This window comes from Pseudomonas sp. TE3786 (genome assembly GCF_054057335.1).
The window spans coordinates 25,089-51,549 of sequence record NZ_JBSRZF010000020.1 but is presented as its reverse complement, the minus strand read 5'-3'; the positions used below and the strand labels follow the sequence as shown (position 1 = coordinate 51,549).

Below are 26,461 nucleotides of genomic sequence, written 5' to 3'. Positions count from 1 at the left end.
TCACATTGCCGCCGGTCCGTTTTACCCTAGACTTGAGCCAAATGTAGGAATACGCCTACTTTCTGGCTGTGCGCGCAGAAAAATTCGAGCGTATTCGTAAGTGCGATAGCTCGCCGTGGTTTGGCTTAGGGGTCCGTTGATGAGCATGCAGATCAAGCCGCAAATGGTTGAAGCCGTGGTGTTCTTTAGTGAACGCGGTATCTGCAAGGAGATGCTGTTTCCCGAGTTCGAGGCCCTGCTCGACGGCGTGGTGAATATGCCGGAGTTCAGGGATCAGCAAATGCGCGTGGCCTACGTGCTGATCAACCCCCGCCTGCTGGTGCGCGCGGCGGTGTTCTTCTACCTGGAGTTCGATGAGCGTGGCTCGCCGGACAGCGGCTGGAATATTCCCCTGCGCCATCTGGCCGAACGCTCCGGGCGTGGCCCCGATCTGGGGGCTGGCCCCATCCGCCTGGCCTGCCGCAGCCAATGCCCGGTGTCCTGGCACCAGATGCACCTCTGGGATCCAAGCCTGGTACCCGGTCAGAACGATCTGGTGCTGCTGCGTGAGACAGTCAAACGCAACCAATTGGGCCTGCTGGTCGAAGACGATGCCGGACAGAGCGTGGCTCCTGAGCGTCTGCAGATGGCACCGGAAGATCAATGGCATGCGCCGGATCCGGCCAAGGAAGCGGCCGAACAATTGGCGGAAAAGATCGAGCAGGAGCACCGGCTGAAAACCGCCCAGCTGATCAAACAGCAACGCCTGCGGATCAGCAGCCAGACCCAGCAATACGAAGAGGAGTTGGCCAAGCTCAAGCTGGCCAGCGCCGAAGACACGCAGAAAATGCTCGCGCAGATCCAGACCCTGCACCAGGCCTTGCGCCAGCAGGAGGAACTGAATGTCAGCCTCAAGGGCCAGCTTGCTGCCCAGGCCGACACCTTCCAGAAAAACCGCGAGGAAATGACCGAGCAGCTGCGCGCCATTGAGCGCCACGGGCGTACCGAAACCGACATCCTGCGTGCGCAATTCGACAGCGAATTGCAGGCGCGTATTGCCTCGGCCGTGGTCGAGTACAAAGAACAGATTGCCATCCGCGATGTGGAGCTGGCCTATCGCAATGAGCTGGATACCCAGCTTGAGCAGGAAATGGAGCGCCTCAAGCAGGAGCGCAACGCCTTTGCCAGCCAGGGCGGCGAACAGATTCTCGAGCGTCTGTCGAAACTTGGTGTGGTGTTTGTGGTTTACCACCCGGGTGCCGGGCACCTGACCATCCCGCTGCAGGATATTGCCCGTTACCAGGACAACCCCATGGCCTACGCGGCGGCCAAGTGTTTTGTTGCCGAGCCGCAGTACCGTCAGTGGCTGGCCCACTACGAAAAACCCAGCTGCGATGCAAGCCTGCCCAACGGTGACCGTTGCGGCATTCCCCTGGATCGCATCGACACCCCCAGCCGTTTTGTTATTGGCGATTCCAACTGCTGCGCGCGGCACAAAACCGGTGCCCGTTTGCGGACCGTCAGCTAAGCCTTGCCCCTAACTCTGCCGTCCTGGGCACCCCAGGCGCCTTTACAGCGCCTGGCATTGCCATGGTTGGCGGAAGTCGGTGTCGAGGCGGCGGTGCTGCGTCTGGACCAGATCGATCCGCTGATCAGCGGCAACAAGTGGTTCAAGCTGCGCCATCATCTGCAGGCGGCTGAAGGCGCAGGTGCCAAGGGCGTGATCAGCCTGGGCGGCAGCCACTCCAATCACCTGCATGCGCTGGCCGCCGCCGGCCAGCGCTTCGGCTTCGCCACCGTCGGCCTGCTGCGCGGTGAGCCGCAAGACACCCCGACCATTCGCGACTTGCAAGCCTGGGGTATGCACCTGCACTGGCTGGGCTTTGGCGGCTATCGCCAGCGCCACCAGGCGGATTTCTGGCAGCCTTGGTTGGCGCGTTACGCCGACTTCTATCCAGTGCCCGAAGGTGGTGGTGGCGTGCCCGGCGCTATAGGTTGCATGGCGCTACGTGAGATGGCTGAGGCGCAATTGGCCAGCATCGGCTGGGAGGATTTCGACGCCTGGTGGCTGGCCGTCGGTACCGGCACCACCCTGGCCGGCCTGGTGCTGGCCGAGGCCGGGTGCCGCCCGGTGTATGGCGCATCCGCCGTACCACCAGGGCATGGGGTGGAGGAAAACGTCCGCGCCATCCTGCAGCAGGCCGGACAAACCGATCAGGGGTATCGCTTGCTGGAGGCGAGCCGTGGCGGTTTTGCTAAGGTCGATACAGCGCTTACGGCGTTTGTCGATCAGGCCGAAGTTGATGGCAAGCTGCCCCTGGAAGCGATTTATACCGGTAAGGCATTAATGGCGTTGCGCCTACACGTGGTGGCCGGTAACGTGGCTCGCGGCACGCGCCTGCTGTTCGTTCATACGGGCGGCTTGCAGGGGCGACGGGCCACTCATCTGAACATTGCGCAACCTGGCGGGATGCCGGGCAAGCCGTTGGAGTCTGACCATTTCCATGAGTGACCCCCTTAACCTTGAGCAACTGCGCAGTCTGACGCCGCTCAATGTGTTGTCCGAACAACAATGGCGTGAGCTGCGCAGCCAGCTGGTGCCGCAGCCGATGCTGGCCGGCCAGTTACTGTTTCGCCCCGGCGATCAGGCCCGTCTGACCTATTACCTGTTGGCCGGCGAGCTGTTGCTGACCACTGCCGATGGCCAACAAACGCGGTTGCAGGCCGGCAGCGAAGCCAGCTGTCATCCGCTGTCACCCAGCCTGCCGCGTCTGCACGAAGCCCGTGCCGTTACCGATATCAGCCTGCTGATTCTCGACAGCGCCACCCTGACCCGTTTGCTCACCTGGCGCCTGGCCTATCAGGATCTGTTGCTGGAGTTGGGTCAGCGCGGCGGCGATGTGGAATGGCTGGAGCGTCTGCTGGAAAACCCGCTGTTCGCCAAGGTGCCGTCGCCCAACGTGCGCGCCATGCTCGACCGCTTGCAGCGCCTGGAGTTGAAAGCCGGCAGCACGGTGCTCAGCGAAGGTGAGGCGGGGGACAGCTGCTTCTTCCTCAATAGCGGCCGCGCCGAAGTGATTCGCAGCGCCGGCAGTGATCGCCAGGTGCTGGCCGAGCTGGACGTCGGTGCCTGTTTTGGCGAGGAAGCATTGCTCGCCGATCAGCCGCGCAACGCCACCGTGACCATGCTCGAAGATGGCGTGGTGCTGCGCCTCGACCGCCAGGATTTTTTCGCCCTGCTCAAAGCGCCGATTGTTGACGAGGTGTCCTTTGGCGAAGCGGCGCGGTTGCTGTCCAGTGGCGCGCAATGGCTGGATGTGCGTTTGCAGGAAGAATACGAACGGGCCCACGCCCTTGAGTCGCTGAACATGCCGCTGCAACTGCTGCGGCTGAAGGCCCGTCTGCTGGATAAAACCCGCACCTACCTGTGCTACTGCGACAGCGGCAATCGCAGCACCAGTGCGGTGTTTCTTCTGTCCCAACTGGGCTACAACGCCTACGCCTTGCGCGATGGGCTGAACGCGTTGCCGGCGGTGATGCGCGATGGGTTGTTGTGTGAGAGTGGCTCGGGGTATTTGGCGCGGTCGGGTGGCAGGACCGAGCGCAGTCGATAGCCCCGGATCTGCGCCGGACACCGTCATTCCAGCGCAGGCTGGAATTCAGTATGTCGAGTGGAAATGCGTTCTCCTGACTTATTCTGGGTCCCAGCCTGCGCTGGGACGACGGAGGTTTTCAGGTTTACTCTCGTCTTTCGCACGTAGGCGGCGGTCCGATATCCAGCGTTGTAGCTGTCACGCATACCGTTGGCCATTCCATTGCGGCCAAGAGTCAGCCACCAAAAACACCCGCTCTACCTCCTGCCAAGCCCCTTCCTCGTCCCGCTCAAAACGCACCAGCAACTGCGCCTGTGCGGTGGGCTCCAGTTCATCCAGCCACTGCGTGAACTGCTGCGTCGTCCATAACGTCCCATCCTGTTCCCGCGCCGGTGCCAGCCAGGTCTGCCGGGGAATGGGCTGCCAGCGGCCGCTGCCATTTTGAAATGCTGCCCAGTCCCGGCGATGCAACCAGCGCCCACGCAGATGCTCTGTCAGCGCACCGGCGGGCGGCTGACTAAGCCCAGGCCATGGATAAAACAGATACCCGGCCAACCACAGCTGCGGCTGCACCTGGTCGATGCCTAATTCGGCCAGCACGGCTTGCGCCTCGGGGCGGGCGGAGAGGGGCAGTTGATGCTGCAGTAGATGCTCGAGCTTGCGCGCCAAGCGGTCCTGGCTGCCGGGCCCGAGCCATTCATGGGCATCGCTGCCATTGCCGTGCTGCGGTCCCAGGTACAGCTTGATCGCCAATTCCTGGTGGTGAATACCGCAGTCGTCCTGCAGCAACAAATCCAGCTCGCCGAGGGTATGCCCGCCCTGGCGGATCGCCAGGTTGGCAGCCAGCAGTTGCACACCGGGCGCGGCCATCAGGGCGAACTGCCACAAGCGTTCGTAGTACAGGCCCAGGCGGCGGATGCTGTGTTGCGCGAGCCAGGCGCTGAGTGGGGTCGGGTCGCGGTCGAGGGCGTACAGCCAGTCGGCCAGTTGCTCGGGGGCCGCCACCCAGGCGCTGGCCGTCAGCGGGTGGCGCTGTGGGCAAACTGCCGGGTCGAGCAACGGCGGCGACAGCAGCACCCAGGCCAGATCACGGACGGCCGGCTGATGCAGGTGCTGGGGCAGGGCGCTGAGGGTAGGAAAAAGCGTCATTCTGCGAGCATAGCGTTTAGCTCGGGCAATGTGCGCCTTGGTTTGAGTGGCGCCTTTCGCCCATAATTGCGCCGTTCACCCATAATTGGCCTGTCTGGCCCTCTCTGCATGGAGAGCGCTTTTCCCTTTTTCTGCCAGCGTCTCCCAGGAGCCTCATGGAGCAATTTCGCAATATCGGCATCATCGGCCGCTTGGGCAGTTCGCAGGTGCTGGACACCATCCGCCGCCTGAAAAAACTGCTTATCGAGCGCCAGCTGCATGTGATCCTTGAGGACACCATTGCCGAAGTGTTGCCCGGCCACGGCCTGCAAACCTCGTCGCGCAAAAGCCTGGGCGAAGCCTGTGATCTGGTGATAGTGGTGGGTGGCGATGGCAGCATGCTCGGTGCCGCCCGGGCCCTGGCGCAGTTCAATGTGCCGGTGCTGGGGATCAACCGGGGCAGCCTGGGCTTTCTCACCGACATTCGCCCCGATGAGCTGGAAAGCAAAGTCGCCGAAGTGCTCGATGGCCAGTTCCTGGTGGAGAACCGCTTTCTGCTGCAAGCCGAAGTGCGTCGCCACGCCGAAGTGATCGGCCAGGGCGATGCCCTCAACGATGTGGTGCTGCACCCCGGCAAGTCGACGCGGATGATCGAGTTCGAGTTGCATATCGACGGCCAGTTCGTCTGCAGCCAGAAGGCCGACGGCCTGATCGTCGCCACGCCGACCGGTTCCACCGCCTATGCCTTGTCCGCCGGCGGCCCGATCATGCACCCCAAGCTGGACGCCATCGTGGTGGTGCCGATGTACCCGCACACCTTGTCCAGCCGGCCGATAGTGGTGGACGGCAACAGCGAACTGAAAATCGTCGCTTCCAAGGACATGCAGATCTACCCGCAGGTGTCCTGCGACGGCCAGAACCACTTTACCTGCGCCCCCGGTGACAGCCTGATCGTCAGCAAGAAACCGCAGAAACTGCGCCTGATTCACCCGCTGGACCACAACTACTACGAGGTCTGCCGCACCAAGCTGGGCTGGGGCAGTCGCCTCGGAGGCGGGAACGACTGATGCAACTCGACCCGGCGCGCGGTTACGACCTGATCGGTGATGTGCACGGTTGCGCACACACCCTCGCGCGCCTGCTCGATGGTCTCGGTTACCAGCGCCGTAACGGCGTCTGGCATCACCCGCGGCGGATGGCGCTGTTTCTTGGCGATATCGTCGACCGAGGTCCGCGTATTCGCGAAGCGCTGCATATCGTCCACGATATGGTCGAGGCCCGGCAGGCGCTGTGCATCATGGGCAACCATGAGTTCGATGCGCTCGGCTGGAGCACCCCGGCACCGCCCGGCAGTGGCCGCCAGTTCGTTCGCGAACACACGCCGCGCAATGCCCGGCTGATCACCCAGAGCCTGGCCCAGTTCGAGGCGTATCCCCACGAGTGGCGGGAATTCCAGCGCTGGTTCTACGAGCTGCCGCTGTTTATCGATGCCGGGCATTTCCGTGTCGTGCATGCCTGCTGGGATGCCGGGTTGATCGATTCCCTGCGCACCTTGCACCCCGACGGCCGTATCGATGAAGCCTTTTTGCGCGATGCTGCGGTGTCCGGCAGTTTCGCCAGTCGGGTATTCAGTCGTCTGCTGCGCGGCACCGATATGCGCCTGCCGGATGGCCTGACCCTGACCAGCGACGATGGCTACACCCGGGCTTTTTTCCGCACCAAATTCTGGGAGGAAGACCCGCAGACCTACGGCGATATCGTCTTCCAGCCCGACGCCTTGCCCGAAGCCGTGGCGCGCACGCCGCTGAGCCAGCGGGAGAAAACCGAACTGCTGCGCTACGGCCCGAAAGAGCCGCCGCTGTTTGTCGGCCACTACTGGCGCAAAGGCCGTCCGGCACCGATCCGTCCAAATCTGGCCTGCCTGGATTACAGCGCCGTGCTGTACGGCAAGCTGGTGGCGTACCGGATGGATCAGGAAAGCCGTATCGATCCGAATAAATTTGCCTGGGTGGACGTCGAGCGCCCGGAGCTGCCCCATTGAGTGATAGCGCGATGAATCCTGTTGAAGTACTGCGCTTGCCGGTAAGCGTCAACCTGGCCGGCTTTGTCGAGCTGCTGCAGCGCATGCAGGTGCCGCATCGGGTCAGTGAAGAGTCGGGCGAGCAGGTGTTGTGGGTGCCGGGCGAAGAGCTGGCCGGCCAGGTGCGCGGTTTGTATCAGCAATACCCCGAGGGTGACCCGCAGCAACGTTTGCAGCTGCCCCCCGCCGTGCAGCCCAAGGGCGCTGGCTTCGTTCGGCAACTGCGCGACAGCCCGCTGACGGCAGCGGTGTTGCTGCTGACCCTGATCGTCGCCGGCATCACCATGCTCGGCGAAAACCACAACACCATTCACTGGTTGAGCTGGTTCGATTACCGCGTGCAGGGCGAATACGCCTATTTCGTGCCCTGGCCCGACAGCATGGCCGCCGGCCAATACTGGCGGCTGATCACGCCGATCTTTATTCACTTCGGCATCCTTCACTTGGCCATGAACGGCATGTGGTATTGGGAGTTGGGCCGGCGTATCGAGTTCTATCAGGGCAAATGGCTGCTGTTGGGGCTGACCCTGTTGGTTGGCCTGGTTTCCAATGCGGTGCAGTTCTGGTGGGCCGGGCCATCGATTTTTGGTGGGCTGTCGGGCGTGCTCTACGGCTTGCTTGGCCACTGCTGGATTTATCAACTGCTGGCACCTAACCGCGCTTACCAGCTGCCCAAGGGCGTGGTGGTGATGATGCTGATCTGGCTGCTGATCTGCATGAGCGGCATCACCGAACTGGCCGGCGCGGCGATTGCCAATGGTGCCCATGTCGGTGGTCTGCTGGTGGGCTGTCTCACCGGTCTGTTGGGCGGTGCACTGGCGCGCCGTCGCCGTTAAACTGCGACTTTGTTTTTGGAGGCGTCTATGTCGTCCTTTGCTGAAATGATTGAAAACATCACCCCGGATATCTACGAAAGCCTGAAATTGGCGGTGGAAATCGGCAAGTGGTCCGACGGCCGCAAGCTGACCCAGGAGCAGAAAGAACTGAGCCTGCAGGCGGTGATCGCCTGGGAGCTGCAGAACCTGCCGGAAGACCAGCGCACCGGCTATATGGAATTGCAGGAGTGCAGCTCCAAGTCCAAGCCTGTGCCGAATATCCTGTTCAAGTCGGACGCTATCCATTGAGCGAATTGGGTCGCGGTGCCTTGAGCAAAATGGCCGCCCGTTTGGGCGCGCCTGTGCAGTACGCGTTTCGGTTGGGCGATGAAGAAGTGCCGGTCAACCCGCTGATCGGTAAGACCGTAAAGCTGGAATACCTCGGTGCCATTCATTGCAGCCATTGCGGGCGCAAAACCAAAACCAGTTTCAGCCAGGGTTACTGCTACCCGTGCATGACCTCGCTGGCGCAATGCGACACCTGCATGATGAGCCCCGAGCGCTGCCATCACGAGGCCGGCACTTGCCGCGAGCCGGAGTGGGCGGCGCAGTTCTGCATGACGGACCATATCGTTTATCTGGCCAACTCATCGGGTGTGAAAGTCGGCATTACCCGCGCCACCCAGGTGCCGACCCGCTGGCTCGATCAGGGTGCCAGCCAGGCGCTGCCAATCCTGCGGGTAAGCACCCGGCAGCAGTCCGGCTTCGTCGAAGACTTGCTACGCACCCAGGTGGCGGATAAAACCAACTGGCGCGCCCTGTTGAAAAGTCACGCCACGCCGGTGGACCTCAAAGCCGTGCGCCAGCAGTTGTTCGAGACCTGCGCCGACGGCCTGCAGGGTTTGCAGCAGCGCTTTGGCTTGCAGGCGATTCAGCAGCTGACTGACGTCGAACCGATTGAAATCACCTACCCGATCGAGGCCTATCCGCCCAAGATCACCAGCTTCAATCTGGACAAAGACCCGGTAGCCGAGGGCACCCTGCTGGGCATCAAGGGCCAGTACCTGATGTTCGATACCGGCGTTATCAATATCCGCAAATACACGGCCTACCAGTTGGCCGTGCATTCCTGAACGTGAAGGGAACCCGTCATGCGCACCGAACAACCGAAGATGATTTACCTGAAGGACTATCAGGCGCCGGATTACCTGATTGACGAAACCCATCTGACTTTCGAATTGTTCGAGGACCACACCCTGGTCCACGCGCAGCTGGTGATGCGCCGCAACCCGGCGCGCGGTGCCGGCTTGCCACTGCTGGTGCTGGATGGCCAGGAGCTGGAACTGCTGTCGCTGAGCCTGGACGGCAAAACCCTGGAAGCCGGCGACTATCAGCTCAGCGACAGCCACCTGAGCCTGCAACCGGCTGGCGAGCGCTTTGTGATCGACAGCAGCGTGCGCATTCACCCGGAAAGCAACACCGCGCTGGAAGGCCTGTACAAGTCCGGCAGCATGTTCTGCACCCAGTGCGAGGCCGAGGGGTTCCGCAAGATCACCTACTACCTCGACCGCCCGGACGTGATGAGCAAGTTCACCACCACCCTGAGCGCCGAACAGCACAAGTACCCAGTGCTTCTGTCCAACGGCAACCCGATTGCCAGTGGGCCGGAAGACGGCGGCCGGCACTGGGCGACCTGGGAAGACCCCTTTATGAAACCGGCCTACCTGTTTGCCCTGGTAGCCGGCGACCTGTGGGCCATCGAAGACACCTTCGAGACCATGAGCAAGCGTGAAGTGGCGCTGCGCATTTATGTCGAGCCGGAAAATATCGACAAGTGCCAGCACGCCATGGACAGCCTGAAAAAATCCATGCGCTGGGATGAAGAGGTGTACGGCCGCGAATACGATCTGGATATTTTTATGATCGTCGCCGTCAACGACTTCAACATGGGCGCCATGGAAAACAAGGGCCTGAACATCTTCAACTCCAGCTGCGTGCTGGCCAAGGCCGACACCGCCACCGACGCCGCGCACCAGCGCGTTGAAGGGGTGGTAGCGCACGAGTACTTCCACAACTGGTCGGGCAACCGCGTCACCTGCCGCGACTGGTTCCAGTTGTCGCTCAAAGAAGGCTTCACCGTGTACCGCGATGCCGAGTTCTCGGCCGACATGAATTCGCGCACAGTCAAACGCATCGAAGACGTGGCCTACCTGCGCACCCACCAGTTCGCCGAAGATGCCGGCCCCATGGCTCACGCCGTACGCCCGGACAGCTTTATCGAGATCTCCAACTTCTACACCCTGACCGTCTACGAGAAGGGCTCGGAAGTGGTGCGCATGCTGCACACCCTGCTGGGCAACGAAGGCTTCCGCAAAGGCAGCGACCTGTACTTCGAGCGCCATGACGGCCAGGCCGTGACCTGCGACGACTTTATCAAGGCCATGGAAGACGCCAACGGCGCCGACTTCACCCAGTTCAAGCGCTGGTACAGCCAGGCCGGCACGCCGCGCCTGCAGGTGAGCGAAGCGTATGACGCCACTGCGAAAACCTACACCCTGACGTTCCGCCAAAGCTGCCCAGCCACCCCGGGGCAGACCGAGAAGCTGCCGTTCGTGATTCCGGTGGAGCTTGGCTTGCTGGGTGCTCAGGGGCAGGCGTTAAGCCTGAAGCTGGCGGGCGAGGGCGCGGCGCGCGGCGAATCGACCGTGATTGCGGTAACCGAAGCCGAACAGAGCTTTACCTTTGTCGAGGTTGCCGAGCAGCCGCTGCCGTCCTTGCTGCGTGGCCTGTCGGCACCGGTGAAACTGAGCTTTCCCTATAACCGCGATCAACTGATGTTCCTGATGCAGCACGACGCCGACGGCTTCAACCGTTGGGAAGCCGGCCAGCAATTGTCGGTGCAAGTGCTGCAAGAGCTGATCGGCCAGTCCCAGCGCGGCGAAACGCTGGTGCTCGATAAGCGCCTGGTTACCGCCTTTGAAACCTTGCTGACCGATGACAGCCTGGATCAGGCCATGGTCGCTGAAATGCTCTCGCTGCCCAGCGAGGCCTACCTCACCGAGATCAGTGAGGTGGCGGATGTCGATGCCATTCATACGGCCCGCGAATTTGCCCGCCAGCAACTGGCCGACGCCCTGTTCGCGCCGCTGTGGCAGCGCTATCAGGCGAACCGCGAGGTGTCCCGTAACAGTGAATACGTCGCTCAGGCCGAGCATTTCGCCCGCCGCAGCCTGCAAAACATCGCCCTCTCATACTTAATGCTGAGTGGCAAAGCAGAAGTGCTGGCGGCCTGCCTGGAGCAGTACGACGCCTGTGACAACATGACCGAACGCCTGACGGCGCTGGCGGTATTGGTCAATTCCGCCTTTGACGCGGAGAAGGCCAAAGCCCTGGCGGCCTTTGCCGAGCACTTCAAGGACAACCCCTTGGTTATGGATCAATGGTTCAGTGTGCAGGCGGCGAGCGCTCTACCTGGCGGTCTGGAGCGGGTCAAGGCGCTGATGGAGCACCCGGCATTCACCCTGAAAAACCCTAACAAGGTGCGTGCACTGGTCGGCGCGTTTGCCGGTCAGAACCTGGTGAACTTCCACCGCGCCGATGGGTCGGGCTACCGCTTCCTCGCCGACCTGGTGATCACCCTTAATGGCTTCAATCCGCAGATCGCCTCGCGGCAATTGGCACCGTTGACCCGCTGGCGCAAATACGACAGCCGCCGTCAGGCGCTGATGAAGGCCGAGCTAGAGCGGATTCTCGCCTCTGGCGAGCTGTCTTCCGACGTCTATGAAGTGGTCAGCAAAAGCCTGGTCTAAGGTTTTGCTCGCTTCTCCCGCGCCCCACCAAGAAGTGTTACTGGCAATCTGCCGGTAACACTTTTTTGTTACTTACTGAAATAACCCCCGTATTTCTTATTAGAAAACCCTTAATAGGTTGGGGCTAGGCCCTTGACTGTTTTCTGATTATGCGGCCAGGAAAATCCGCACCAAAACGGGCGAGTGACTATCCGCGCCATCTCGTAGGACAAATTGTGCAAACGCTTCCTGAATGATGTGGGAGTTGATCAATGAATGATCAGTCACCTTTTGCCCGGTAAACCATAAAACGTTGGCGTCATTAATTTGGATTGAAACGCTTGTTTGGCGCCATGGTTGCATTGCTCGACAGTAATTGGCCCCGCAATGGTGCAGGTAATGCTCGGGGGTGCGTGCTAGACGCGTTGGAAGGGAGTCTTCCGATCAACTAAAAAGACCGCCTGCCCTGAGGCTAGGGTCAGCGGCAGTACTGAGCTACCTCACTAGAGGCAGCCAATAAGAATAACGATCTGTCCACGGAGTAAAGTCTCGATGGAATTCAAGTCCCGTAGTCCTATGTTGCGTTTCGCACCGTCCAAGGCTGGTTTCGCCTTTGCCGGTCTCCTGCCGTTGCTGGTTGCTGTACAAGCCCAAGCGGTGGAATTCAGCTTTGCCGACGACGAAGTCACCGGTTCCCTCGACACCACCGTGTCCTACGGCCAACTCTGGCGCGTACAGGGTCGTGACAAGAACAACGACGACATCAACACCAACGACGGCAACCGCAACTTCGACACAGGTCTGGTTTCCGAGGTGTACAAGATCACTTCCGACCTGGAAGCGACCTACAAGAATTACGGTCTCTTCGTTCGTGGTACCGCTTTCTATGACACGCAGATCATGGACAAGCGCACCGACTACGGCGACAACAACAGCCCCGCACAGCCAAGCCAGAACTATCCGAACAACGACAGCCTGACTTACGACGCGCGCCACAAGGCCGGTCGTGATGCGCAGATTCTCGACGCCTACGTTTATGGCAACTGGGACGTAGCCGATATGCCGGTCACCGCCCGTTTGGGTAACCAGGTATTCAACTGGGGTGAAGGCCTGTTCTACCGTGGTGGCGTGAACACCACCAACCCGGTCGACGCTGCCAAGTTCCGTCTGCCAGGTTCCGAGCTGAAAGAAGTGCTGGTACCGGTCGAGGCGCTGAGCTTCAACCTGGGTCTGACCGACAACCTGTCGATGGAAACCTTCTACCAGTTCAACTGGAAAGAGTCGGCCATCGACCCGGCTGGTACTTACTTCTCCGAGACCGACCTGTTTGCTGAAGGCGGCAATACTGCTTACTCGACGCAGCCAGCTCTGATTCCTGCAGGTGCCTTCTATTCTCGCCTGAGCGGTGCTCATGTGGCTGGTTTGGCTGGCGGTCGCAACGTCGATTCGAACGGCAACATTCAGGTTGCTCGCATTGGTTCTGATATCAACGCGAAGAACGATGGTCAGTATGGCGTCAACTTCAAGTACATCGCTGAAGAGCTGAACTCCACTGAGTTCGGTGCGTACTTTGTTAACTACCACTCCAAAGAACCGACCATCGCGGCGGATCTGGGCGACTACCAAGGCGTCAACGTAGTAGGTCTGGCACAGAGCCTCTGTGCGTTGAATGGTGGTGGTGCAACTTGCGGTACGCCAGCTGGTTATGGCGGCTACGTGACCTCTGCTGGTGGCTTGACCACCATCGACGTGGCCAACCAGGTCAATGCTCGTCGTGAATATGCTGAAGACATCCGTATGTACGGCTTCAGTTTCAACACCACCCTGGGTAATGCCTCGGTGTTCGGTGAGTTGGCTTACCGTCCAAATCTGCCAATTGGCGTTGCGACTACCAACGACCTGCTGGGCGACCTGCTTAAGCAAGCGGCCGCACTGGCTAGCAAGCGTACCGTGAACATCGGTGGCCAGGACGTTCACCTGGGCGACGAGATCCACAACGTAGACCGTGTTGAGGCTTACAACACCTCGCTGGGCACCATCTACAACTTCGGTCCGGTGGCTGGTTTCGATTCCCTGTTCGGCGTTGCCGAGTTGGCGTCCGAGCACCTGCGCGGTACCGATCTGAAGTACACCGCCTACGACAACACCACCCGTTACTACTCCGGCCGTGGCAACAACTCCTACGTGAGTGGCGGCGACCGTGATGACCAGGTCAACAAGAACGCCTACGGCTTTACTACCGTTCTCTCCGGTACTTGGAACGACGTATACGCCGGCGTAAACGTTTCCCCGTACGTCGTTTACAAGGACGACTTCGAGGGTAACTCCTACCAGACCGGTAACTTCATCGAAGGCCGCAAGGCATACACCCTGGGCGTGAAAGCCAGCTACCTGAACAGTCTGGAAGGCGAACTGGCCTACACCGAGTTCTTCGGTGCCGGCGAGAACAACTCCAGCCGTGACCGCGACAACATCGGCGTCAACGTTAAGTACTCGTTCTAAACCACCCTATAAAAGAAGCCGGGCGCCTACGGGCGCTCGGACGATGATTGACCACGGAGAATCAAGATGCTGAAAAAGCACACGCTGGTTGGTGCCGCGATCGCTCTGGCGTTGACCGCCGGTAGCGCACTGGCAGCCGTTTCGTCCCAGGAAGCCGCCAAGCTCGGCACCACCCTGACGCCGTTCGGTGCAGAGAAAGCCGGTAACGCCGCAGGTACCATCCCGGCTTGGACCGGTGGTATCACCAAGGCCCCAGCCGAGTACAAAACCCCTGGCCAGCACCATGTCGATCCGTTCTCGGGCGACAAGCCGCTGTTCACCATCACCAAAGCCAACCTGGACCAGTACAAGGCCAACCTGACCCCGGGTCAGATCGCCCTGTTCAACGCCTACCCGGCGGACTACCAGTTGCCGGTGTACCAGACCCGTCGCTCCGGCTCCGCGCCGCAGTGGGTGTATGACAACACCGTGAAGAACGCCACCACCGCCAAACTGCTGGACGGCGGCAACGGCTTCGCTGACGCCTACGGCGGCGTGCCATTCCCGATCCCGCAAAACGGCGTGGAAGCGGTGTGGAACCACATTGCTCGCTACCGCGGTACCTACATCGTGCGTCGCGCTTCGGAAGTGGCCGTGCAGCGCAATGGCGACTACACCCTGGTGACCTCGCAGCAAGAAGCGATGTTCCGTTTCTACGATCCGAAAAGTAACTACTCGGACCTGAACAACATCCTGTTCTACTACCTGTCCTTCACCAAGAGCCCAGCCCGTCTGGCCGGTGGTGCAGTACTGGTACACGAGACCCTGGATCAGGTTAAAGAGCCACGTCAGGCCTGGGGCTACAACGCCGGTCAGCGTCGCGTACGTCGTGCGCCGAACCTGGCCTACGACACCCCGATTGCTGCCGCTGACGGCCTGCGCACTGCAGACGACACCGACATGTTCAACGGCTCGCCAGATCGCTATGACTGGAAACTGGTCGGCAAGAAAGAAATCTACATTCCGTACAACAACTACAAGGTCAGCAGCCCCGACGTGAAATACGCCGACCTGCTGAAAGTAGGCCACCTGAACCCGGCTTACACCCGCTACGAACTGCACCGTGTGTGGGTTGTAGAAGGCACCTTGAAAGCCGGCGCTCGTCACATCTACTCCAAGCGCGTGCTGTTCCTCGACGAGGACAGCTGGCAAGCAGCGGAAGTGGACCAGTACGACGGCCGTGGCGAACTGTGGCGCGTGTCCCTGGCGTACCTGAAGAACTTCTACGAGCTGCCGACCACCTGGTCTGCACTGGACGTGTTCCACGACCTGCAAGCTCGTCGTTACCACGTACAGAACCTGGACAACGAAGAGCCGACCACCATCGACTTCAGCCAGCCGATTCCAGACGACGGCTACTTCAAGCCAGCCGCTCTGCGTCGTCGCGGTACTCGTTGAGTCGATGTTGATCGCGTAGGAGCGGCTTTAGCCGCGATGCCCTTAAAGTTAAAAGCATCGCGACTGAAGTCGCTCCTACAAAGATGAACAAACGCCGACGGTGACCGTAGGCAACGCAGCTCAGGTTGTGTAGTGTTCGGCAAAGGCCGCTACAGTCGTAGCGGCTTTTGTGCATCAGGAGTATCTATTCCGGTGCATCAGAGGTGCCTATAACGTGTCAATCACGCGGGTTTGCCTTAACAAAACATAACGTCACGTTGATTGTCAGACCTTTCGAAAGCTGGATAGGATAGGCGGCCTGCTAAAAGGCTGATGTCCCATAACAATAAAGGGGAAAGGTGTATGAGTGAGCCCGTCATGCGGCGCACCCAGTCTGGTGAAGTCAAGCAGTCCCGCACACCAGCGTTCCGCTTCCACTCGCCGCTGGCTAACGTGCTTTCGCTGTGTAGTGTGTTGTCCGTTCTGAGTTTTGTTGCGCCTGTGCAGGTGCAAGCGGCGACCGACGATTCGGCCACCGTTTACTCGATCCCGTCCGCCAAGGCAGTAGATGCTCTGTTGCTCGATATCGACAACGCCGGCAAGCGCCTGGTGGCTGTTGGTGATCGTGGCCACATCCTGTATTCCGACGATGAAGGCAAAACCTGGACCCAGGCCAAAGTGCCGACCCGGATGATGCTCACGGCGGTGGCGTTTGGTGACGACAAGCACGGTTGGGCGGTTGGCCACGATGCACTGATCCTTGCCACCACCGACGGTGGTAGCACCTGGACGCAGCAGTTCAGCGACCAGGAACGGGAGGAGGGCGCGCCTTTCCTCGACGTCTGGTTCAAAGACGATTCCACTGGTTTTGCCGTAGGTGCCTATGGCGCGCTGTTCGCCACCACCGACGGCGGCAAGACCTGGGAAGATGCTGGTGACCGTCTCGACAACCCCGACGGCTATCACCTCAATGCCATCACCGAAGTCAAAGGCTCCGGCCTGTTTGTAGTCGGTGAAATGGGCAGCATGTTCAGAAGCAGCGATGACGGCGAAACCTGGGAAACCATCAAGGGCCCGTACGAAGGTTCGCTGTTCGGCGTGCTGGGCACCAACCAGCCTGGCACCGTTCTGGCCTACGGCCTGCGCGGCAACCTGTTCCGCTCCACCGACTTCGGTACCACCTGGACGCCGATCAAGGTCAAGTCGCCTCGCGGCAAACTCGACTTCGGTCTGTCCGGCGGCGCAGTGCTCAAGGATGGCTCTGTGGTCATCGTCGGGCACGGCGGCAGCGTACTTAAAAGCACCGATAACGGCCTGACCTTCAGCCTGATCAACCGTCCTGATCGCCTGTCCTTGTCCAGCGTCACTGCGGACGACAAAGGTGACCTGGTTCTGGTCGGCCAAGGTGGCGTCCATGTCACTTCGCCTACCGGCGAAGACGCTAGCCCAAAACAATAAGCCGTGGCTTTGAGGTATGAGTACGATGAGTAACCATCATCAGGATAAGGGCTCCTTTCTCGAGCGCCTGATCTTCAACAACCGGCCGACAGTGATCCTTATCTGCCTGCTGGTCAGCGTGTTCCTGTTTTACCAAGCGTTGCAGGTGCGTCCTTCCACCAGCTTCGAAAAGATGATTCCGCTGCAGCATCCGTTTATTCAGAAGATGCTCGAGCACCGCAATGATCTGGCCAACCTGGGCAACACCGTGCGTATCTCGGTGGAAGCCAAAGATGGCGATATCTTCAGCAAGGAATACATGGAAACCCTGCGTCAGGTGAACGACGAGGTGTTCTACATTCCTGGCGTCGACCGTTCCGGTCTGAAGTCGCTGTGGAGCCCGAGCGTACGCTGGACCGAAGTGACCGAAGAAGGTTTTGCCGGCGGTGAAGTGATCCCGCAAACCTACGACGGCTCGCCCGACAGCCTCGACGAGCTGCGCAACAACGTGCTCAAGTCGGGTCAGATCGGCCGCTTGGTCTCCAACAACTTCAAATCGAGCATCGTCGATGTGCCGCTGCTGGAGTCCTACCCGGACCCGCAAGACCAGGGCACTCTGCTGAAACTCGACTACCGCCAGTTCTCCCACGAGCTGGAAGAGAAGATCCGCGACAAGTACGAAGCGCAGAACCCCAATGTGGAAATCCACATCGTTGGTTTCGCCAAGAAAGTCGGTGACCTGATCGATGGCCTGGTGATGGTTGTGGCGTTCTTCGCCATCGCTTTCCTGATCACCCTGGTGCTGCTGATGTGGTTCACCCGCTGCCTGCGCAGTACCGTTGCCGTGCTGTTCACCACTTTGGTGGCGGTGGTCTGGCAGTTGGGTCTGATGCACACCGTAGGTTTTGGTCTGGACCCGTACTCGATGCTGGTGCCGTTTCTGATCTTCGCCATCGGGATTTCCCACGGCGTACAGAAGATCAACGGTATCGCTCTGCAATCGAGTGAAGCGGACAACTCGCTGACCGCCGCACGCCTGACTTTCCGCCAACTGTTCCTGCCGGGTGCCATCGCGATTCTGGCCGACGCCGTGGGCTTTATCACCCTGTTGATCATCGACATCGGCGTGATCCGCGAGCTGGCCATTGGTGCGTCGATTGGTGTGGGCGTGATCGTGTTCACCAACCTGATCCTGCTGCCGGTTGCCATCTCCTATGTCGGCATCAGCAAGAGGGCTATCGAGCGCAGCAAGAAAGACGCGGTGCGTGAACATCCGTTCTGGCGCCTGCTGTCGAACTTCGCTCACCCAGTGGTGGCACCGATCTCGGTGGTTATCGCCCTGGCAGCCTTCGGTGGCGGCCTGTGGTACGGCCACGGCCTGAAAATCGGTGACCTCGATCAGGGTGCCCCGGAGCTGCGTCCGGACTCGCGCTACAACCAGGACAACGCCTTTATCATCAACAACTACTCGACCAGTTCGGACGTGTTGGTGGTGATGGTCAAGAGCAAGCCTGAAGGCTGTTCGATCCACGAAACCATGCAGCCCATTGATGAGCTGATGTGGACCATGAGCAACACCGAGGGCGTGCAATCGGCCATCTCCCTGGTCACTGTGTCCAAGCAGATGATCAAGGGCATGAACGAGGGCAACCTGAAGTGGGAAACCCTGTCGCGCAACAAAGACGTGCTGAACAACTCCATCGCCCGTGCTGATGGCCTGTTCAACAACGATTGCTCGCTGGCACCGGTGCTGGTGTTCCTCAACGACCACAAGGCCGAAACCCTCGACCGCGCGGTCAATGCGGTAAAAGCCTTCGCCAAGGACCACGACACCGAAGACCTGCAGTTCCTCCTCGCGGCCGGTAACGCCGGTATCGAAGCGGCCACCAACGAAGTGATCAAGCAGACCGAGTTCACCATTCTGATTCTGGTGTACATCTGCGTGGCCACCATGTGCATGATCACCTTCCGCTCGGTGGCAGCGACCCTGTGCATCGTGCTGCCGCTGATCCTCACCTCGGTGCTGGGTAACGCCCTGATGACCTTCCTGGGCATCGGCGTGAAGGTGGCAACCCTGCCGGTGATCGCGCTGGGGGTGGGTATCGGGGTCGACTACGGCATCTATATCTACAGCCGTCTGGAAAGCTTCCTGCGTGCCGGTATGCCACTGCAAGAGGCCTACTACCAGACCCTGAAGTCCACCGGTAAAGCGGTACTGTTCACCGGTCTGTGCCTGGCCATCGGCGTGTGCACCTGGATCTTCTCGGCGATCAAGTTCCAGGCCGACATGGGCCTGATGCTGACCTTTATGCTCCTCTGGAACATGTTCGGTGCCCTGTGGCTGCTGCCAGCGCTGGCACGCTTCCTGATCAAACCGGAGAAACTGGCCGGCAAGGTCGGCGGTTCGCTGCTCGCACACTAAGCCGCCACCGCAATAAAAAAACCGCAGCCTTGGCTGCGGTTTTTTTTGCGTTGGTTTTTGGTTTTTGGTTTTTGATTTTTGTGGGAGGGGCTTTAGCGGCGAGGGGGCTCGGTTATTCGGTTTTTGTCTGCATTCACGATTCTGAACGCTGGAATGACCGTAATCTTGGCAAAAACATCCGTCATCCCAGCGTAGGCTGGGATCCAGATTTTATGGAGCAAACGGTGGTGCCTGAACCCCCTCGATCACCAGCGGCCAATCACTCGGCGCGCGCTCCAACAACTGCGCCAGATGCTCCCATCGCCGGGGCCGTTCCCCAGCGCCGTTGTTGCGAAGGTTCCGTGATTTGCTGAAAACCCAGCTGACCCAGCCCCGAGTGGGGTAACCGCATCCCGTGCGCCTAGGCGAGCGCAGCGCAACCCATCAATTTGCGTGTCGATGGGTTGTGGCTTTGCCTCTACCCATCCGCCACGCCATCGCTGTGCTACACCTAATCCCTATGAGCAAGGAAGTTCGAATGCTCTTATCAACCAGGGATTGAAGCGATGCGCCAGAACCTGCCTGTTAGCCTGCGGGAAAGAACCTTTCCTGAGCATGAGCGCCTGATTTCCACCACTGACCTGCACAGTAAGATCACTTACTGCAACGACGCCTTCGTCGAGATCAGCGGCTTTACCCGCGAAGAATTGCTTGGCCAGCCGCATAACCTGGTGCGTCACCCGGATATGCCGCCGGCGGTGTTCGGCCATATGTGGGAAGTGCTCAAGCAGGGCAAGCCGTGGATGGGGCTGGTGAAAAATCGCTCGAAAAATGGCGATTTCTATTGGGTTAGTGCCTACGTCACCCCGGTGTATGAAAACGGCCAGATGGCCGGCTATGAGTCGGTGCGTTCTTTGCCCAGCCGCGTCCAGGTGGCCCGTGCCGAGGCGCTTTACGCCCGGCTGCGGGCCGGCAAGGCACCGGTGCCGGCAGTGCAAAACTGGACCCGCGATTTCGTCCAGTCCTGGCCGGTGATTCTTGCCGCCTTGCTGATTCTGCTCGGCGACTACCTGCTCGAAGGCTGGCTTCAGGCGTTTCAGGTGCTGTTTATCATGTTCTGGCTCGGCTCCTGGCAGCTGTATACCAAGCGCCGCAACGTGCGCAAAACCCTGGCTGAACATCCCAAGGCCTTTACCAGCGCGCTGGTGGCGCTGACCTATTCCGACAGCCGTGGTGCTCAGGGTTTGCTCGATATGGCGATGATCAGCGAAGAGGCGCGGCTACAAACGGCGCTGACGCGTCTGGAAGATGCCGGGGTGAACGTGAAGTTGCGCGCGGCCGAGTCATCGAAACTGTCCACCTCCAGCGCCGAGTTGTTGGAACAACAACGCAGCGAAACCGATCAGTCCGCCACTGCCATCAACCAGATGGCCGCGACTATTCAGGAAGTTGCCCACAACGTGGCCAGCACCGCCCATGCCGCTGAAGAAGCCGATCAGCTGGCGCAACAGGGGCGCGACCTGGCCAATGACAGCCTGGGCGCCATGCAGCATATGTCGGACGCCGTCACCGAAATCGGCCAGGCAGTGAAAGACCTGGCCGACTCAACCCAGTCGATTGGCAGCGTGGCGGATGTCATTACCTCGATTGCCGAGCAGACCAACTTACTAGCCTTGAACGCCGCCATTGAAGCCGCGCGGGCTGGCGAGCAGGGCCGCGGTTTTGCCGTGGTCGCCGACGAAGTGCGCTCGCTGGCCTCGCGCACCCGCGAATCCACCGAGCAGATTCACCAGATCATTTCCTCACTGCGCAGTGGCGCAGACCGTGCTGTGGCCACTGCCAGTAAGGGCGCAGATATTTCCCGCGAAAGCGTGCACAGCGTCGAGGCAGTGCGTCAGGCGTTGGACGGTATCAGTCAGGCGGTGACGCGCATCACCAGCATGAGCCAACAGATGGCCACCGCCTCCGAACAACAAAGCCATGTGGCCGAAGACATCAGCCAGCAGATCACCCGTATTGCCCAGCTTTCCGACCGCAGCGCCGGGCAGGCTCAGGAAGGTGTGGCGATCAGTCAGGACCTGGAGCGTATGGCCGAGTATCTGCATAGCCTCGCGGAGCGTTTCAATAAATAACCCTGTCCGCACTTAGTGGTAGGAGCGACCGGTCCGGCGCTCCGGTTGGCCGCGATTCTTCAGGGTTAAAAGCATCGCCGCTAACGCCGCTCCCACAGGCTGTTTATTACTGGCAGACTTGGCACCCCAAGGAGTGCCCATGTCCCGCCCGTTATGCTCACGTTGCTGCCGTCCGTTGAGTCATTGCCTGTGTGCGCTGATTCCCAGCCTCAACAGCCGGACCCGCGTGCTGATCCTGCAGCATCCCAGTGAAGTCAAACACGCCCTGAATACCGCACGGCTGGCGGCACTAGGCCTGGTCAATGCCGAGCTGTGCGTGGGCGAGCGGTTCGATGAGCTGGAGGGGCTATTGCAGCGGCCGGGTTACCGCAGCTGTCTGTTGTTTCCGGGGGAGGGCGCGACAGTGCTGGACTCGACACCAAGCGATTTGCCGCTGCAACTGGTGGTGCCCGACGGCACCTGGCGCAAGGCGAGCAAATTGCTGCATGTGAATCCGCTGTTGGCGGCGTTGCCACGGGTGAGCTTGCCGGCGGGTGGGAGGTCGCGCTACCGCTTGCGCAAGGCACCGATGGAGGGCGCGTTGTCGACCATCGAAGCGATTGTGCAGGCGCTGGAGATTGTCGAAGCGCCAAGCGCGTTCGGCGAGCTGTTGCGACCGTTCGAGGCGTTGATCGAGGGGCAGATCGAGGCGATGGGGGAGGAGGTGTTTACCCGCAATCACCTTCCCGATTTGTAGGCAGAGCGCAGCGAAGACCGGCAGAGGCAGGTGTTGGGCTTGGCTGCGCTTAACCCTGCCTACGCTCGTGCCGCCAGATACGTGGCGTAGTCCGGTACCCGATGCGCATGCTGCTGCGCCAGCAACGGGCTGCTCAACAGGTAGTCGGCGCTGCTTTCATTGCACGCCACTGGAATATTCCACACTGCCGCCACCCGTAGCAGGGCTTTGATGTCGGGGTCATGGGGCTGTTGTTCGAAGGGGTCCCAGAAGAACACCAGCATGTCCACACGGCGCTCGGCGATGCGTGCGCCGATCTGTTGGTCGCCGCCCAGCGGCCCGCTGATCATGCTTTCCACCGGCAGGTGCAGGCGGCGGGTCAGCAGCAGGCCGGTGGTGCCGGTGGCCAGCAGGTCGTGCTGGGCCAGACGCGGGCGCTGGCGTTCGCTCCAGTCGAGGAGAAATTCCTTGCAGTGGTCGTGCGCCACCAGGGCGATGCGTTTACGCGCTGGCAGTTGTGCAGTGGTGAAGGGCACGCGGCTCACGGCGCATCCCGCAGAGCCAATGCGTTATCCAGCATCCGATTGGAAAACCCCCACTCGTTGTCATACCAGGCCAATACCTTGAGCAGCTTGCCGCTGGTTTTCGTGTGGTTGGCGTCAAAGATGGAGGAGAGCGGGTTGTGGTTAAAGTCGTGGGACACCAGCGGCAGGGCGTTGTAGCCCAGAATCGGCAGCTGCTGACTGGCCGCCAGCATCAGCGCATTTACGCTTTCGGCGCTGACCGGCTGTTTTAGTTCTAGGGTTAAATCCACCAGCGACACATTGATCACCGGCACCCGCACCGCCATGCCGGTAAGCTTGCCGGCCAGTTCCGGCAGCACCAGGCCCACCGCTTCAGCGGCACCGGTCTTGGTCGGAATCATCGACTGAGTGGCCGAGCGGGCGCGGTAGGGGTCGCTGTGGTAAACGTCCGAGAGGTTCTGGTCGTTGGTGTAGGCGTGGATAGTGGTCATCAGACCGTTCTCGATGCCCAGTTCGCGGTGCAGAACCTGGGCAATCGGTGCCAGGCAGTTGGTGGTGCAGGAGGCGCTGGAGATGATCTGGTGCGACTGGCGCAGGATGTCGTGGTTGACGCCATAGACGATGGTGGCATCGGCACCTTTGGCCGGGGCCGAGATAATCACCTTGGAGGCACCGGCGGTTAAATGCGCCGCCGCTTTGTCGCGGTCGGTGAACAGGCCGGTGCATTCGAAGACGATATCGATCTGCTGCTCGCGCCAGGGCAATTCGGCCGGATTGCGGATGGCGGTTACGGCGATGCGGTCGCCGTTGACCAGCAGGGCGTCGGCTTGGGCTTCGACGCTGCCGTCAAAAATGCCATGCACGCTGTCGTACTTGAACAGGTGGGCATTGATGGCGCTGTCGCCCAGGTCATTGATCGCAACCACCTGCAGCTGCTGGCGGTAGTCCTGGGTATACAGGGCGCGCAGAATGTTGCGGCCGATGCGGCCGAAGCCGTTGATTGCGATACGCAGTGTCATGGAATCACCGAATCTTGTTTTTTGTTGTTGGAATTACAAGATTATGCTCGGTAATATAAAAAACCAAGCCAATATCCCAACGAAATTTTGTTTTATATAAAAATTTAGCCTGTGTGGAGCTGATGATATGCATCCCCGTGTCGTAGAAGTTACAGAGCGTTTGATAGCCCGCAGCCGCGCCACCCGTGAGCATTATCTGAAGATGATTCACGCGGCCGCCGAGGACGGCCCGGCCCGCGCCAAGCATCAATGCGCGAACTTCGCCCATGGCGTGGCGGCCTGCAGCGGTGAAGACAAGCAGCGCCTGCGGCTGATGGATTCGGCCAACGTGGCGATTATTTCCGCCTACAACGACATGCTTTCCGCCCACCAGCCCTACGAACATTACCCCGAGCAAATCAAACAGGCCCTGCGCGATATCGGCTCGGTCGGCCAGTTTGCCGGCGGGGTTCCGGCCATGTGCGATGGCGTCACCCAGGGCGAGCCGGGCATGGAAATCGGTATCGCCAGCCGTGAAACCATCGCCATGGCCACTGCCGTGGCGCTGTCCCACAATATGTTCGACGCCGCGTTATGCCTGGGTATCTGCGACAAGATCGTGCCCGGCCTGATGATGGGCGCGCTGCGCTTTGGCCACCTGCCGATTCTGTTCGTGCCGGGCGGGCCGATGACCACTGGCTCCTCCAACAAGGAAAAAGCCGAAGTCCGCCAGCGCTACGCCGAAGGCAAAGCCAGTCGCGACGAGCTGCTGGAATCGGAAATGAAGGCCTACCACGGCCCCGGTACCTGCACCTTCTACGGCACCGCCAACACCAACCAGTTGCTGATGGAAGTGATGGGCTTGCACTTGCCTGGCGCGTCGTTCGTTAACCCCTACACTCCGCTGCGTGATGCGCTAACCCGCGAAGCGGCGCAGCAAGTCACCCGTCTGACCGCGCAATCGGGCAACCGCGTCATGCTCGGTGAGCTGGTCGACGAGAAGGTATTGGTCAACTCCATCGTCGCGCTGCACGCCACCGGTGGCTCCAGCAACCACACCCTGCACATGCCCGCCATTGCCCGCTCGGCCGGCATTCTGCTGACCTGGCAGGACATGGCCGACCTCTCGGAAGTGGTGCCGACCATGGCCCACGTCTACCCCAACGGTAAATCCGATATCAATCATTTCCAGGCCGCTGGCGGCATGGCCTTTCTGATTCGCGAGCTGCTCGATGGCGGCCTGCTGCACGAAGACGTGCACACCGTGGTCGGCAAAGGCCTGCGCCGTTACACCCAGGAGCCTTTCCTGCAGGAGGGCAAACTGGTTTGGCGTGAAGGCCCGAGCAAGAGCCTGGACGAAAGCATTCTGCGCCCGCTCTCCAACCCGTTCTCGCCCGAAGGCGGCCTGCGGGTTATGGACGGCAACCTCGGCCGTGGCGTGATGAAAGTGTCTGCCGTGGCGCTGGAACACCAGATTGTCGAAGCCCCGGCGCGGGTGTTCCACGACCAGCAAGAACTCGCCGATGCCTTCCAGGCCGGCGAGCTGGAGCGCGATTTTGTCGCCGTGGTGCGCTTCCAGGGCCCGCGCAGCAACGGCATGCCCGAGCTGCACAAGATGACGCCGTTCCTCGGCGTGTTGCAGGACCGTGGCTTCAAAGTGGCGCTGGTTACCGATGGCCGGATGTCGGGGGCCTCGGGTAAGATCCCGGCCGCCATTCACGTCTGCCCGGAAGCCTTCGATGGCGGCCCGCTGGCCCGCATCCGTGATGGCGACATCGTGCGGGTTGATGGAACCAAGGGTGAGCTGCGGGTTCTGGTGGATGCAGCGGAATTGGCCAAGCGCCCCAATGCTGAAGGTCTTCCCGTTGCCTTCGGTACCGGACGTGAATTGTTTGCCTTTATGCGCGCCGCGTTCAGCACCGCAGAGCAGGGTGCCAGTGCCTTTACTACCAGTTTGGAAGGATTGAAATGAAGTTAGCTCTGGTCGGCGATATCGGCGGCACCAATGCACGCTTCGCGCTGTGGCGCGACAACCAGTTGGAGTCGGTGCAAGTGCTGGCCACCGCGGATTATCCCGGCGTCGAGCAGGCCATCAGCGCCTACCTGGAAGGCCTCGGCCTGGCGGTCGGTGCCGTGCACGCGGTGTGCCTGGCCTGTGCCGGGCCGGTCAGCGGTGATCTGTTTGTGTTCACCAACAACCACTGGCGCCTCAGTCGCTCGGCGTTTTGCCGCGACCTGCAGGTGGAAGAACTGCTGCTGATCAACGACTTTTCCGCCATGGCCCTGGGCATGACCCGTCTGCAGGACCACGAGCGCGTGCAAGTCTGCCCGGGCGTTGCCGAAGCGGATCGTCCGGCGGTGGTGGTCGGCCCTGGCACTGGTCTGGGGGTTGGCACCTTGATTGGTTCTGCCGAACACGGTTGGCAAGCCCTGCCGGGCGAGGGCGGCCACGTCGACCTGCCGATTGGTACGCCGCGCGAAGCGCAGCTGTGGCAAGAGTTGTATCGCCTCAATGGCCATATGCGCGCCGAAGACGTGCTGAGCGGCGGCGGCTTGCTGCTGCTCTATCGCGCCCTGTGTGCGCTGGACGGCCATGGCGAAACCTTCAAGTCGCCGGCGCAAATTACCGCAGCGGCATTGGAAGGTGACGCAGTCGCCGCTGCCGTGATCGAGCAATTCTCCTGCTGGCTGGGCCGGGTGGCCGGCAACAACGTACTGAGCCTGGGCGGGCGCGGTGGCGTGTACATAGTCGGTGGCATCGTGCCGCGTTTTACCGAGCTATTCTTGCGCAGCGGTTTTGCCAAGAGCTTTGCTGCCAAAGGGCCAATGAGCAAATACATGGTCGATGTGCCGGTGTGGCTGGTGACCGCCGAGTACCCCGGTTTGATGGGGGCCGGTGTGGCCTTGCAGCAACTCCTTGAACAGCGTCAGCTCACTGAGGGCGCGTAACCGT

At 60.7% G+C, this 26,461-nt stretch carries 19 protein-coding genes and 2 pseudogenes; 18 read left to right on the top strand and 3 right to left on the bottom strand.

The window, feature by feature from the left end; genetic code table 11:
- The first annotated feature begins 139 nt into the window (after positions 1-139).
- The 3 genes from ACVW0Y_RS19605 to ACVW0Y_RS19595 are packed head-to-tail and all read left to right on the top strand — an operon-like array spanning position 140 to position 3,593.
- Entirely contained in the window at positions 140-1,507 is a 1,368-nt protein-coding gene (locus ACVW0Y_RS19605; protein WP_457440656.1) for a chromosome partitioning protein ParA, read from the top strand.
- Positions 1,508-1,510: 3 nt separating this feature from the next.
- On the top strand, positions 1,511-2,491 hold the full coding sequence (locus ACVW0Y_RS19600; RefSeq protein ID WP_457440654.1) for a 1-aminocyclopropane-1-carboxylate deaminase/D-cysteine desulfhydrase: 981 nt from the start codon (positions 1,511-1,513) through the stop codon (positions 2,489-2,491).
- A complete protein-coding gene (locus ACVW0Y_RS19595) occupies positions 2,484-3,593 on the top strand; it encodes a cyclic nucleotide-binding domain-containing protein (RefSeq protein WP_457440652.1) in 1,110 nt (369 codons plus the stop codon). Before ACVW0Y_RS19600 ends, ACVW0Y_RS19595 begins: the two co-directional genes overlap by 8 nt.
- Positions 3,594-3,770: 177 nt before the next feature.
- Here the strand turns inward: ACVW0Y_RS19595 and ACVW0Y_RS19590 are convergent, their stop codons facing one another.
- Positions 3,771-4,721 (bottom strand): DUF1853 family protein, encoded by a 951-nt coding sequence (locus ACVW0Y_RS19590; RefSeq protein WP_457440650.1) that lies wholly within the window; start codon positions 4,719-4,721, stop codon positions 3,771-3,773.
- A gap of 155 nt (positions 4,722-4,876) precedes the next feature.
- Between ACVW0Y_RS19590 and ACVW0Y_RS19585 the strand changes: the two genes are divergently transcribed.
- The 13 genes and pseudogenes from ACVW0Y_RS19585 to ACVW0Y_RS19525 all read left to right on the top strand — a co-directional run bounded on the left by ACVW0Y_RS19585 (position 4,877) and on the right by ACVW0Y_RS19525 (position 22,007).
- Positions 4,877-5,767 carry an NAD(+) kinase gene (locus ACVW0Y_RS19585; RefSeq protein WP_457440648.1) on the top strand — a complete coding sequence of 297 codons (891 nt, stop codon included), beginning with the start codon at positions 4,877-4,879 and terminating at the stop codon, positions 5,765-5,767.
- The gene (locus tag ACVW0Y_RS19580) at positions 5,767-6,741 is read left to right on the top strand and encodes a metallophosphoesterase (RefSeq protein ID WP_457440646.1); all 975 of its coding nucleotides are present in this window, start codon (positions 5,767-5,769) and stop codon (positions 6,739-6,741) included. Before ACVW0Y_RS19585 ends, ACVW0Y_RS19580 begins: the two co-directional genes overlap by 1 nt.
- Positions 6,742-6,752: 11 nt before the next feature.
- Entirely contained in the window at positions 6,753-7,616 is an 864-nt protein-coding gene (locus tag ACVW0Y_RS19575; RefSeq protein ID WP_457440644.1) for a rhomboid family intramembrane serine protease, read from the top strand.
- A 27-nt stretch (positions 7,617-7,643) separates the two neighbouring features.
- Positions 7,644-7,904 carry a YeaC family protein gene (locus tag ACVW0Y_RS19570; RefSeq protein WP_108094283.1) on the top strand — a complete coding sequence of 87 codons (261 nt, stop codon included), beginning with the start codon at positions 7,644-7,646 and terminating at the stop codon, positions 7,902-7,904.
- The gene (locus ACVW0Y_RS19565; RefSeq protein WP_457440642.1) at positions 7,901-8,728 is read left to right on the top strand and encodes a DUF2797 domain-containing protein; all 828 of its coding nucleotides are present in this window, start codon (positions 7,901-7,903) and stop codon (positions 8,726-8,728) included. Before ACVW0Y_RS19570 ends, ACVW0Y_RS19565 begins: the two co-directional genes overlap by 4 nt.
- An 18-nt stretch (positions 8,729-8,746) precedes the next feature.
- Positions 8,747-11,404: an aminopeptidase N gene (gene pepN, locus ACVW0Y_RS19560; RefSeq protein ID WP_457440640.1), complete on the top strand. Its 2,658-nt coding sequence runs from the start codon at positions 8,747-8,749 to the stop codon at positions 11,402-11,404.
- 531 nt (positions 11,405-11,935) lie between these two features.
- On the top strand, positions 11,936-13,885 hold the full coding sequence (locus ACVW0Y_RS19555; RefSeq protein ID WP_457440638.1) for a DUF1302 domain-containing protein: 1,950 nt from the start codon (positions 11,936-11,938) through the stop codon (positions 13,883-13,885).
- Positions 13,886-13,951: 66 nt separating this feature from the next.
- On the top strand, positions 13,952-15,322 hold the full coding sequence (locus ACVW0Y_RS19550; protein WP_457440636.1) for a DUF1329 domain-containing protein: 1,371 nt from the start codon (positions 13,952-13,954) through the stop codon (positions 15,320-15,322).
- Between the two features lie 342 nt (positions 15,323-15,664).
- Entirely contained in the window at positions 15,665-16,759 is a 1,095-nt protein-coding gene (locus ACVW0Y_RS19545; protein ID WP_457440635.1) for a WD40/YVTN/BNR-like repeat-containing protein, read from the top strand.
- 16 nt (positions 16,760-16,775) lie between these two features.
- Entirely contained in the window at positions 16,776-19,160 is a 2,385-nt protein-coding gene (locus tag ACVW0Y_RS19540) for an efflux RND transporter permease subunit (protein ID WP_457440633.1), read from the top strand.
- Positions 19,161-19,705: 545 nt separating this feature from the next.
- Positions 19,706-19,984, top strand: a pseudogene (locus ACVW0Y_RS19535) (PAS domain-containing protein); the annotation flags it as partial.
- Between the two features lie 321 nt (positions 19,985-20,305).
- A pseudogene (locus ACVW0Y_RS19530) lies at positions 20,306-21,271 on the top strand (methyl-accepting chemotaxis protein); the annotation flags it as partial.
- A gap of 139 nt (positions 21,272-21,410) precedes the next feature.
- Positions 21,411-22,007: a tRNA-uridine aminocarboxypropyltransferase gene (locus ACVW0Y_RS19525; RefSeq protein ID WP_457440631.1), complete on the top strand. Its 597-nt coding sequence runs from the start codon at positions 21,411-21,413 to the stop codon at positions 22,005-22,007.
- Positions 22,008-22,066: 59 nt separating this feature from the next.
- Here the strand turns inward: ACVW0Y_RS19525 and ACVW0Y_RS19520 are convergent, their stop codons facing one another.
- Complete coding sequence (locus ACVW0Y_RS19520) at positions 22,067-22,531, bottom strand: methylglyoxal synthase (RefSeq protein WP_457440629.1); 465 nt, start codon at positions 22,529-22,531, stop codon at positions 22,067-22,069.
- A complete protein-coding gene (gap, locus tag ACVW0Y_RS19515) occupies positions 22,528-23,529 on the bottom strand; it encodes a type I glyceraldehyde-3-phosphate dehydrogenase (protein ID WP_457440627.1) in 1,002 nt (333 codons plus the stop codon). The genes ACVW0Y_RS19520 and gap overlap by 4 nt, the downstream gene beginning before the upstream one ends.
- A gap of 127 nt (positions 23,530-23,656) precedes the next feature.
- On the opposite strand from gap, the gene edd reads away from it, so the two are divergent.
- Both edd and ACVW0Y_RS19505 read left to right on the top strand, forming a co-directional pair.
- Entirely contained in the window at positions 23,657-25,480 is a 1,824-nt protein-coding gene (gene edd, locus ACVW0Y_RS19510) for a phosphogluconate dehydratase (protein ID WP_457440625.1), read from the top strand.
- On the top strand, positions 25,477-26,457 hold the full coding sequence (locus tag ACVW0Y_RS19505) for a glucokinase (RefSeq protein WP_457440623.1): 981 nt from the start codon (positions 25,477-25,479) through the stop codon (positions 26,455-26,457). Before edd ends, ACVW0Y_RS19505 begins: the two co-directional genes overlap by 4 nt.
- Positions 26,458-26,461: the final 4 nt, after the last annotated feature.

What these genes read in the sequence shown, in the direction of transcription:
- ACVW0Y_RS19505 (WP_457440623.1), top strand. Translation starts at nt 25,477, where the DNA reads ATGAAGTTAGCTCTGGTCGGCGATATCGGCGGCACCAATGCACGCTTC.
- ACVW0Y_RS19540 (WP_457440633.1), top strand. Translation starts at nt 16,776, where the DNA reads ATGAGTACGATGAGTAACCATCATCAGGATAAGGGCTCCTTTCTCGAG.
- gap (WP_457440627.1), bottom strand. Translation starts at nt 23,529, where the DNA reads ATGACACTGCGTATCGCAATCAACGGCTTCGGCCGCATCGGCCGCAAC.
- ACVW0Y_RS19525 (WP_457440631.1), top strand. Translation starts at nt 21,411, where the DNA reads ATGTCCCGCCCGTTATGCTCACGTTGCTGCCGTCCGTTGAGTCATTGC.
- ACVW0Y_RS19550 (WP_457440636.1), top strand. Translation starts at nt 13,952, where the DNA reads ATGCTGAAAAAGCACACGCTGGTTGGTGCCGCGATCGCTCTGGCGTTG.
- ACVW0Y_RS19580 (WP_457440646.1), top strand. Translation starts at nt 5,767, where the DNA reads ATGCAACTCGACCCGGCGCGCGGTTACGACCTGATCGGTGATGTGCAC.
- ACVW0Y_RS19545 (WP_457440635.1), top strand. Translation starts at nt 15,665, where the DNA reads ATGAGTGAGCCCGTCATGCGGCGCACCCAGTCTGGTGAAGTCAAGCAG.
- ACVW0Y_RS19575 (WP_457440644.1), top strand. Translation starts at nt 6,753, where the DNA reads ATGAATCCTGTTGAAGTACTGCGCTTGCCGGTAAGCGTCAACCTGGCC.
- ACVW0Y_RS19590 (WP_457440650.1), bottom strand. Translation starts at nt 4,721, where the DNA reads ATGACGCTTTTTCCTACCCTCAGCGCCCTGCCCCAGCACCTGCATCAG.
- ACVW0Y_RS19595 (WP_457440652.1), top strand. Translation starts at nt 2,484, where the DNA reads ATGAGTGACCCCCTTAACCTTGAGCAACTGCGCAGTCTGACGCCGCTC.
- ACVW0Y_RS19585 (WP_457440648.1), top strand. Translation starts at nt 4,877, where the DNA reads ATGGAGCAATTTCGCAATATCGGCATCATCGGCCGCTTGGGCAGTTCG.
- ACVW0Y_RS19570 (WP_108094283.1), top strand. Translation starts at nt 7,644, where the DNA reads ATGTCGTCCTTTGCTGAAATGATTGAAAACATCACCCCGGATATCTAC.
- ACVW0Y_RS19605 (WP_457440656.1), top strand. Translation starts at nt 140, where the DNA reads ATGAGCATGCAGATCAAGCCGCAAATGGTTGAAGCCGTGGTGTTCTTT.
- pepN (WP_457440640.1), top strand. Translation starts at nt 8,747, where the DNA reads ATGCGCACCGAACAACCGAAGATGATTTACCTGAAGGACTATCAGGCG.
- ACVW0Y_RS19555 (WP_457440638.1), top strand. Translation starts at nt 11,936, where the DNA reads ATGGAATTCAAGTCCCGTAGTCCTATGTTGCGTTTCGCACCGTCCAAG.
- edd (WP_457440625.1), top strand. Translation starts at nt 23,657, where the DNA reads ATGCATCCCCGTGTCGTAGAAGTTACAGAGCGTTTGATAGCCCGCAGC.